This is a genomic window from Streptomyces sp. NPDC047085, from assembly GCF_040643735.1.
Taxonomy (GTDB): Bacteria; Actinomycetota; Actinomycetes; order Streptomycetales; family Streptomycetaceae; genus Streptomyces.
Window position 1 is genome coordinate 1 of sequence record NZ_JBEYUW010000029.1, and the last position, 9,985, is coordinate 9,985.

At 73.9% G+C, this 9,985-nt stretch carries 5 protein-coding genes; 2 read left to right on the plus strand and 3 right to left on the minus strand.

Annotation, left to right across the window (positions count from 1 at the left end):
- Nucleotides 1-166 precede the first annotated feature (166 nt).
- The gene (gene glyA, locus ABZ865_RS41815) at nucleotides 167-1,540 is read left to right on the plus strand and encodes a serine hydroxymethyltransferase (protein ID WP_361242731.1); all 1,374 of its coding nucleotides are present in this window, start codon (nucleotides 167-169) and stop codon (nucleotides 1,538-1,540) included.
- Nucleotides 1,537-7,512 carry an amino acid adenylation domain-containing protein gene (locus ABZ865_RS41820; RefSeq protein WP_361242734.1) on the plus strand — a complete coding sequence of 1,992 codons (5,976 nt, stop codon included), beginning with the start codon at nucleotides 1,537-1,539 and terminating at the stop codon, nucleotides 7,510-7,512. The genes glyA and ABZ865_RS41820 overlap by 4 nt, the downstream gene beginning before the upstream one ends.
- 146 nt (nucleotides 7,513-7,658) lie before the next feature.
- Here the strand turns inward: ABZ865_RS41820 and ABZ865_RS41825 are convergent, their stop codons facing one another.
- The 3 genes from ABZ865_RS41825 to ABZ865_RS41835 all read right to left on the minus strand — a co-directional run bounded on the left by ABZ865_RS41825 (nucleotide 7,659) and on the right by ABZ865_RS41835 (nucleotide 9,886).
- Nucleotides 7,659-8,030 (minus strand): peptidase inhibitor family I36 protein, encoded by a 372-nt coding sequence (locus ABZ865_RS41825; protein WP_361242737.1) that lies wholly within the window; start codon nucleotides 8,028-8,030, stop codon nucleotides 7,659-7,661.
- Nucleotides 8,027-8,758 (minus strand): hypothetical protein, encoded by a 732-nt coding sequence (locus ABZ865_RS41830; protein ID WP_361242740.1) that lies wholly within the window; start codon nucleotides 8,756-8,758, stop codon nucleotides 8,027-8,029. The genes ABZ865_RS41825 and ABZ865_RS41830 overlap by 4 nt, the downstream gene beginning before the upstream one ends.
- Nucleotides 8,759-9,010: 252 nt before the next feature.
- On the minus strand, nucleotides 9,011-9,886 hold the full coding sequence (locus tag ABZ865_RS41835) for a DUF4097 family beta strand repeat-containing protein (RefSeq protein WP_361242743.1): 876 nt from the start codon (nucleotides 9,884-9,886) through the stop codon (nucleotides 9,011-9,013).
- Nucleotides 9,887-9,985: the final 99 nt, after the last annotated feature.

Below are 9,985 nucleotides of genomic sequence, written 5' to 3' on the forward strand. Positions count from 1 at the left end.
ACCGACGGCGCCAACCGGCGGCACCGACCGACGGCTACGACCGACGCCACCTGCCGGGCCGGCCCCACCCCGCCCAGGGCAGCACCCACCCCGAGCGTGAGACGAGGTACATCCGATGGCACGTCAAACACTCCCCGTACGAAGGACCTCACCGCGAAGCCACGCGGTGACCGGTGAACAGGCGGAGCTGCTCCGCGTCGGCACCGACACGCTGCAGCAGGCCGACCCGGAACTGGCCGCGCTGCTGGACGCCGAGGTGAGCCAGCAGAACTCGACCCTCGCGATGATCGCCTCGGCGAGCATCGCCGACCCCTCCGTCCTCGCCGTCGGCGGCGCGGCCCTGTCGAACGTCACCGCCGAGGGCTACCCGGGCGCCCGGTACCACCCGGGAGCCCAGCAGTTCGACGCCGTCGAGAACCTGGCGGTGGAGCGGGCCAAGAGCCTGTTCGGCGCGCGGTACGCCAACGTCCAGCCGCACTCCTGCTCCTCCGCCAACCTCGCCGTGCTGTCGGCGCTGATGCAGCCGGGCGACACCCTGCTCGGCCTCGACCTGGACGCGGGCGGCCACCTCACCCACGGCTCGCGGGCCTCGGTGAGCGGCCGGCACTACAACGCGGTGGCCTACGGCCTGGACGAGCACGGCTACATCGACTTCGCGCAGGTCGAGGCACTGGCCCGGGAACACCGGCCGCGCGTGATCATCGCGGGCGCCAGCGCCTACCCCCGCACGGTGGACTTCGCCCGGTTCCGGGCCATCGCCGACGGCGTCGGGGCGTACCTGCTGGCGGACATCTCGCACATCGCCGGTCTGGTGGCGGCGGGGCTGCACCCGAGCCCGGTCGACGTCGCGCACCTGACCACCACCAGCACCTACAAGCAACTGGGCGGTCCGCGCGGCGGGTTGATCCTCAGCGGCCGTGACTTCGAGACGCCGGGACCGAACGGCCGTACCCCGCTGCACAAGCTGATGCAGCGCGCGGTGTTCCCGCAGTCGCAGGGCACGCCGAGCCCGGCCTCCATCGCCGCCAAGGCCCGCGCGTTCGCCGTCGCCGCGCAGCCGGGGTTCCGCGCCATGGCGGAGCTGATCGTGCGGGACGCCCGGGCGCTGGCCCAGGAGCTGTCCTCGCTGGGCTACCGGATCCTGACCGGCGGCACCGACAACCACATGGTGCTGATCGACGTCTCCGACTTCGGTCTGACCGGGGTGACCGCCGAGCGCGCCCTGGAGCAGTGCGGCATCCTCGCCAACCGCAACCGCATCCCCGGCGACACCAAGCCGCCGCTGGTCACCAGCGGGCTGCGGCTCGGCACCAACATCCTCGCCCAGCGCGGGATGCGGCCGGAGCAGATGCGCGAGTGCGCCCAGCTGATGCACACCGTGCTGGCCGGAACCCGCCTGGACTCCGACACCGAGTACCTGATCGACCCCGCGCTCGTCGCCACCGTCCGCGAAGAGGTCCGGTGGCTGTGCTCCCGCCATCCCCTGCCCATCGACACCACCGCAAGCGTGCCGGTTTCCCTGATCGGAGTCGGAACATGACCGTCTCACGCACCCTCGCCTCCGACGTCCGTACCGACGTGACCGCGCAGCCCTGGCCGCCCGTGCTCGTCCCGACGGACCAGCCGCGCCGCCCCGGCGCCGAGCCCCGGCTGTCCGCCGTGGAGAGCGCCCCCCTGCCCGGCCCGGCGGACGACGCCCTGCTGGCCGCCGCGTTCGCGGCGCTGCTGCACCGCTACACCGGCCAGGACCTGGTCGCCGTGGCCGTCCCGGACGGCGAACTGCGCTACGAGATCGCCGGGGAGCACACCCTGGGGGACCTGGTGGCGCGGAGCACCGCCGTGGACGCCACGGGCACCGCGCCGGCCGGCTTCGCCGCCGCCGGCGACCCGGCCGAGGACGGCGCCCCGCTGGAGCTCCAGCTGGTGGTCGGCGACGGCACCGCCCGGCTGCGCTACGACGCCGAGCTGTTCGAGCGGGACACCGCGGCCCGGCTGCTGGGCCACTACCTGACCCTGGTCGCCGACGCGCTCGGCACCCCCGAGCGCCCGGTGCGCGCGCTGCGCCTGCTCGGCGACGCCGAGCTGCACACCACGCTCGTCGAGTGGAACCGCACCGAGACCGAGCTGCCCAACAGCGGCTGCCTGCACGAGGCGTTCGAGTCCCGGGCGGCCGCCGGGCCCGACGCGGTCGCCGTCGTGCACGCCGGCCGGCGGTGGACGTACGGCGAGGTCAACACGGCGGCCAACCGGCTCGCCCACCACCTGCGCTCCCTGGGCGTCGGCCCGGACGTGCGGGTCGGCCTGTGCCTGGACCGCTCGGCCGAACTGCTCGTCTCGGAGCTGGCGATCCTCAAGGCGGGCGGCGCCTACGTTCCGCTGGACCCCGACTACCCGGCCCAGCGCATCGCCGCGATGGTCGGCGGCACCTCCTGCGCGGTGATGATCAGCCGCACCGACCTCACCGGCAACCTGCCCGAGGGCGACGCGACCCCGCTGGTCCTGGTCGACCGCGACGCGGAGCTGCTGGCCGCGCTGCCCGGGCACGACCCGGAGCCCGTCGCGGGCCCCGAGCACCTGTGCTACATCATCCACACCTCCGGCTCCACCGGCGCGCCCAAGCCGATCGCGCTGCGCCACCGCGGTGTGCTGAACAACATCGCCGACCTCAACACCCGCTACGGCGTGGGTCCCGGCGACGCGGTGCTCGCGCTGTCCTCGCCCAGCTTCGACATGTCGGTGTACGAGTTCCTGGGCCTGACCATCGCGGGCGGCACCGTGGTCGTCCCCGACGCGGGACGCACCAAGGACCCCGAGCACTGGGCCGCGCTGCTGGCCGCCGAGAACATCACGGTGTGGAACTCCGCGCCCGCGCTGCTGAACCTGGTCACCGACCACCTGGAGCAGACCGGCGCCGACTCCCTGCCGCGGCTGCGCCTCGCGCTGCTGGGCGGCGACTGGGTGCCCGTCACCCTGCCGGAGCGAGTCGCCGCCTTCGCGCCCGACCTGCGGTTCGTGGTGATGGGCGGCGCCACCGAGTCCTCGATCCACTCGACGATCTACGAGGTCGAGAAGGTCAACCCGGACTGGACGAGCATCCCCTACGGCCGCCCCATGGCCAACCAGCGCACCTACATCCTCGACGACCACCTCCAGCCGGTCCCGCCCGGCGTCCCCGGCGAGCTGTACCTGGCCGGCACCGGCCTGGCCCGCGGCTATCTGGACCAGCCCGAGCGCACCGCCGAGCGGTTCCTCGACTGGTCGTACGGCGACGTCGTGCGCGACGAGCGGCTGTACCGCACCGGCGACGCGGCCCGGTTCGGCCCGGACGGGCTGATCGAGCTGATCGGCCGCAAGGACTTCCAGGTCAAGATCCACGGTCTGCGGGTGGAGCTGGGCGAGATCGAGACCGTGCTGCGCTCCCACCCGGACGTGCGGCAGAGCGTGGTCGTCGCCCGCGACAACCGGCTGGTCGGCTACGTCGTCGCCGAGGACGGCGCCACGGTGGACACCGGCGAGCTGATCGACCTGGCCGCGCGGAAGCTGCCGGAGTACATGGTCCCGGCGACGGTCGTCGCCCTGGAGAAGCTGCCGCTGACCCCGAACGGCAAGCTGGACCGGCTGGGTCTGCCCGAGCCGGAGTTCACCACCGCCGAGTACCGGGCGCCCGGGACGGCCGAGGAGCGGATCCTGGCCGCCGTCTTCGCCGAGGTGCTGGGCAAGGAGCGGGTCGGCGTCGACGACGACTTCCTCGTCCTCGGCGGCGACAGCATCCGCGCCATCCAGGTCGTCACCCGGGCCCGCGCCCGCGGCCTGGAGGTCACCGCGCCGCAGGTGCTCAAGTGCCGTACGGCCGCCCGGCTGGCCGAGCAGGCGACCGGCGCCGACTTCTCCGCCGAACTGGTGCCCCCCGCCCCGCTGGCCGACCCGGACTCCGCGGAGTTCCGGGCCTGGCAGGAGCGCTACCCGGGCCTGGCCGACATCTGGCCGCTGACCGCGCTGCAGTCCGGGATCCTGTTCGAGTCGGCACTGGGCGACACCGGCTACGACGCCTACCAGATGCAGACCGTCTTCCATCTGTCCGGCGCCGTGGACGCCGAGCGGATGCGCGCGGCCGGCCAGGCACTGCTCGACCGGTACGCCAACCTGCGCGTCGCGTTCGTCCCGGACGCCGACGACAACCTGGTCCAGCTGGTCGTGGACGGCGTCGAACTGCCCTGGCGCGAGGTCGACCTCAGCTCGCTGGAGGGGGCCGAACGGGAGCGGGCGGTCACGGAGTTCCTCGCCGCCGACTACGCCGACCACTTCGACCACACCCGCCCGCCGCTGGTGCGGCTGACCCTGCTGCGGCTGGGCGAGCAGTCGTACGAGCTGGTCCTCACCACCCACCACGTGCTGATCGACGGCTGGTCCGAGCCGATCCTGATGCAGGACCTGCTGCGGCTGTACGCCTCCGGCGGGGACGCCTCCGCGCTGCCCGCGGTGCGCTGGTTCCGGGACTTCCTGGCCTGGCTGGGCCAGCAGGACCGCGAGGTCTCCGCGCGGGCCTGGGCCGAGCAGCTGGCCGGACTCGACGGGCCGACGCTGCTGGCGCCGGGCGCGCCGCGCGCCACCGCCCGCGGGGCCGGGGAGCTGGGCGTCGCGCTCACCTCGGCCGAGTCCCGCCGTCTCGGCCGGCGCGCCGCCGAACTGGGCGTCACCGTCAACACGCTGGTGCAGGGTGCCTGGGCGGTGCTGCTCGGCGCGCTCACCGGCCGCGAGGACGTGGTGTTCGGCGCGACCGTCTCCGGCCGCCCCGGCGCGCTGCCGGGCGTGGAGTCGATGGTCGGCCTGTTCATCAACACCCTTCCGGTGCGCGTGCGGTGCGCGCCCGGCGAGACGCTCGCCGACCTGCTCACCGGACTGCAGTCCCGGCAGTCGGCGCTGCTGGACCACCATCACCACAGCCTGGTCGAGATCCACCAGCAGACCGGTCTGGACGCCCTGTTCGACACCCTGGTGGCGTTCCAGTCGTACCCGGTGGACCGGGCCGGCATCGCCGAGGCGAGCGCCGCTGCCGGTGTCGAGGTGACGGGCGTGGACGCCGAGGGCGCCGCCAACTACCCGCTGGCGCTGATCGTGGAGACCGACCCCGAGCTGCGGCTGACCCTGCAGTACCACCGGGGTGTCCTCACCGAGGACGCGGTGGAGGCCATCGCCGGGCGCCTGCACAAGGTGCTGCGCCAGCTGGTCGAGGACCCGGCGCAGCGGGTCGGCGCGGTGGACCTGCTGCTGACGGACGAGCGGGAGCGGCTCGGCGGCGAGGCTGGCCCGCAGGGCGGGACCGTGGCGGTGCGCGCGGAGGAGGCGCCGCCGACGGAGACCCTGCCCCAGGAGCCGCTGCCCCAGTTGGTCGAGCGGTGGGCCGGGCAGACGCCCGACGCCGTCGCGGTGGTCTCCGAGGGGGTCTCGCTGAGCTACCGGGAGCTGAACACGTGGGCCAACCGGCTCGCGCACCAGCTGATCCGGCACGGCGTGGGCCCCGAGTCGGTGGTCGCGCTGGCCGTGGACCGGTCGGTGGAACTGGCGGTGGCCGTGCTGGGCGTGCTCAAGTCCGGCGCCGCGTTCGTGGTCGCCGCGCCCGGGGACACCCCCGTCCCCGTCGCCGAGTACGTGCGCCGGTCGGACGTGGCCGAACTCGGCACGCAGCCGTCGTACCCCGGGGACAACCTCGACCCGGTGCAGCGGGACCGCAAGGCCCCGCTCGCCCCGCGGCACCTGGCGTGGCTGCGCCGGCCGTGGTCGGGCGCGGGCACGCCGGCCGTGGTCGCGGTGGACCACCGCGCCCTGGCCGACGGGGCGGGGCGGTTCGCCTCCGTCGCGGGCCTCGCGTCCGGCACCCGGCTGCTGGCGGCCTCGCCGCACGACGACGCCATGCTGTTCGAGGTGCTCGCCGCGCTGGCCTGCGGCGCCTCGGTCAAGGTGCCCACCGAGATCGGGTCCTTCGGCCGGGACTGGGGCTGGACCGGTGACGTGATCGCCACGGTCGCCCCGTTCTTCACCGAGGTCCTCAACCGCGGCGGCCGCTCCCTGTACGCCGGCACGGTGGTCCTCACCGGGGACTCCCTGCCGGAGGCCCTGGTGCAGCGGCTCGCGGAGCTGATACCGGGGGCGCGCGTGGTCGGCACCTACGGCCCCGCCGAGACCGGTACGACGTTCTCGGTCCCGGACGTCTCCGCGCAGGTGCTGCCGGCCGGCGCCACCCGGGCGTACGTGCTGGACTCCGCGCTGCGGCCGGTGCCGGCGGGCGTGACCGGCGAGCTGTACGTCGGCGGCGAGGCGGCGCGCGGCTACACCGGGCAGCCGGGACGCACCGCCGAGCGCTTCCTGCCGGACCCGTTCGGGCCGGACGGGGCGCGCATGTACCGCACCGGGGACCTCGCCCGGCGGTCCGGCGACGGCGCCCTGGAGTACGTCGGCCGTGGCGGCCCGTGGGTCCGCGTGCGCGGACAGCGGGTGTCGACCACCGAGGTGACGGCCGCGCTGGCCGCGCACCCCGCGGTCGCCCACGCGGTGGCGGTGGTCCACGAGGGCGTCGGCCCGGACGACGGACGCCTGCTGGGCTACGTCTCGCCGGTGCGCGACACCGCGCTGGACGCCGAGGAGGTCCGCGCCTTCGTCGCCGGACGGCTGCCCGACACCTCGGTGCCGGCGACGGTCGTGGTCCTCGGCGAACTGCCGCTGACCCCGGCCGGTGCGGTGGACCTCGCCGCGCTGCCCGAGCCGGCGGCCGACGCGGCGGGCACCGGTCGCCGCGCCGGACGCACCCCGCAGGAGGTGGCGCTCTGCGAGCTGATCGCGGACGTCCTCGGGGCCGAGGAGGTCGGCATCGACGACGACTTCTTCTCCCTCGGCTGCAACTCCCTGAAAGCCACCCGCATCATCGGCCGGATGCGCCGGACCCTCGGGCTCGAGGTGTCCATCCGGCAGCTCTTCCAGCACCCGAACGTCGCGGAACTCTCCGAGCACCTCAAGCCCGCCACCGCGAAGAGCCGGCCCAGCCTGGGCGGCGCCCTGCGGCGGATGACCCAGCGCGAGGGACCGGCGGCCGCGGCGAAGACCCAGATGACCCAGATGACCCAGCAGATCCGCAACGACACCAAGGAACAGGTGAAGGCCATGCGTGAGAACGCCAAGCAGGAGACCGCACAGCTCAGGGAGCAGCTCAAGGAGCAGCTCGTCGGGCAGACCCGGGACAAGTACGGCGCCGACTTCCAGGCCAAGCTGATGGAGGACGTCAACGACCGGGTCCGCGCGGGGATCCAGTACGGGGCGGGCAAGCCGAAGGTGAAGGACGCGAAGGAGGCCCAGAAGCTGCTCAAGCGCATGCTGGACCGCTTCGGCGAGCAGGTCCGCGACGCCGGCCAGACCCACGTCCTGACCGAGGACGACCTGACCAAGACCCAGGAGTTGCTGAACACCACGGCTGACTCCCTGTCGGCCCTGTTCCGCAACACCCCCGAGAAGGTGGGCTGACCCGCTCTCCCCGACCATCCCTACCGGACGGGCTGTCCCCCGTCAGCCCCCGGCCCCCGGCCCCCCGGCCCCACCCCGAGTCCCCCGCTCGGGAGTGTGGCGGGGGGCCGGGGGTTTTCCGGGTGCCGGCAGCTCGTCGCCGGGTGTCAGCAGCTCGTCGCCCAGGTGTGGGAGCCGCCCCGGTCGTTGGCCGCGGTGTTGTAGTTGACCTCTTGGCCGGGGGCCAGGCAGATCGTCATGGCACCGCCCAGGTCGGCGCTCTCGTAGACCTTGACGTGGTCCTTGATGCCGGGACCGGAGACGGCGTGGTTGGCCCAGGAGGAGTCCGCGTCCGCGATGGAGCCCTCCCACGACTCGTCGTCGCCGCTCCAGTCGACGCGCTGACCGCCGTAGTCGGCCTCGGTCCAGGCGCAGAACTCACCGGCGGGACAGTCGGCCACGCCCGCGGGGACGCCGGCGGCCGTGGCTCCGGTGAGGGCGAGGAGAGCCGCCGCCGCGGCGAGCAAGGTGCGCTTCATGACGTTGTGGTGCCCTTCTGCGGTGTGGGGGGTGTGGACAGGGCGGCGGCCCGCCGCAGAGCGCGGGCGCGCAGCCGCTGATAGGTGGTCAGGTCGTGGGCGTGCAGGGCACGCACATGGGTCAGCTCCTGGTCGGTGAGCCGCTCACGGACCGCGGCCAGGCCGCTGCTGCGGTCGCAGCGGGCGACGACGGACGCGGCCGGCCGGACTGCCGGCGCGGGGGTCCCGGGCGTCCCGTTCAGGTCGGCACACTTCCTCCAGCGCGCCAGGGCGGCCTGGAAGGCGGGGTTCTTGCTGGCCCGTGCCGCCGCTTCCGCGCGCAGGTTGTCGACGGTGACCTGGGCACGGAACCAGGTGCGCTGGTCGCCGTAGAGGGTCTGCCGGGCGACGGCGAGGCAGCCGTCGCTGTGGGCGGTGACGGTGGCTCCGGTGGCGAGCGTGACCGACAGCTCGCGGGGGCCGCCGCCGAACAGAGCGGTCTGCAGCCGGTCCTCCTCGGCGTGGGTCCGGGGCCGGTGGGTCAGGGTCAGGCCCCGGCGGGCGAGGCAGCGGACGACGAGGGTGTGCTCCGCTGCTTCGAGCGACGCGGTGGTGTGCTGCTCGGCGCCCGGAGCGGCGCCCGGAGCAGCGGTGGCCGAGCCCGTCGGCGCACCGGCCCAGCCGGCCAGCAGCACGGCCGTCGCGCAGGCGAGGAGCGCGCGCGACAGGTGCGCGGCTGCTGAGGCCATGGGGTTCCTTGGGTTCCTTCGCTGCGACAGGTGAGCGGGCGAGCGGGCGAGCGCGGGCGCCGGACGAAGTGATCATGGCGTGTGCGCCGTCGTGCCATCGACCCGCTGACCTGGGATTCACCCGGACGAGTTCCGGCTGCACCACCCCCGACGCACAGAACGCACAGAACGCACAGCACGCACTGAACGCACAGAGAAAACGGCCCCCGCCCCGAGGTGTCCGGGGCGGGGGCGGTGGGGGGACGGGGACGGTTACGGCCAGGATTCGTCGTTCTGGGTCTGGGTGGCCCGGCGGACGACGATGTCGCCGATGATCGTGTGGGCGTGGATACGGACCGCGTCGGCGTCGTCGGACTGGGCCTCGGGGTCGAGGAGTTCGAGGGACCGGTAGACCGTGCCGACGTGGGAGTCCAGGTCGAGCAGGGTCGGCATGCCGACGGCGATGCCGACCTCGAGCTTGCCGGACGCGGTCTCCAGGACGAGCGGGCCGCGCACCGTCTCGTCGACGCGGATGTCCCCCTGCGAGGCCCGCGCCTCCACCGAGGCGTGCGCCGTGCCGATGTGGAGGTCGCCGCTGTCGGCGTACGCGTGCACGTCACCCTTGGCCTCTCCGATCCGTGCGTTGCCCTTGGTCCGGTTCAGCTGGACGGTTCCGTCGACGACGCGGATGCGTACGTCACCGCCCTCGGCGAACGCCTCCACGTCTCCGACGGCATGCCCGACGGTGACGTTGCCGAGGATGGTCGTCAGGTGCAGCGGGCCGGCCTCCTCCAGCTCTATGTGCCCGCAGTCCGTACTGAGCCGACACTCCCCCAGGCGCCCGACGCAGTGGAAGTCCGCGGCCAGCGCGTCCCCCCGCACCCGGGAGCCGGAGGGCAGCTCGATGTCGATGACCACCGCACCGCCGCCCCTCGGGAACCCGCGCGGCTTGGGCGCGGCCACCACGAGCTGCCCGGAGGCGAAGACGATACGGGCCTGCTGTGCGGTCGCCACGTCGCAGGGGTCGGTGCGATCACCCGGGCGCACCTCGACGACCGTGTCGGTGCGGTCGCTCGCGGCGATCCGGACGCTGCCGACGTTCAGTTCGACGGTGGCGAGGATCGGTTGAGGAGTATCGAATTCCGGCATGGCGAACCCTCTGGAGATACAAAGCAGCCCGTGGACACGCTGGGGTGCCACGGGCTGCGGAGGTGAGTTGGAGGTGGGGGGTCGCTTCGCTGACGCACC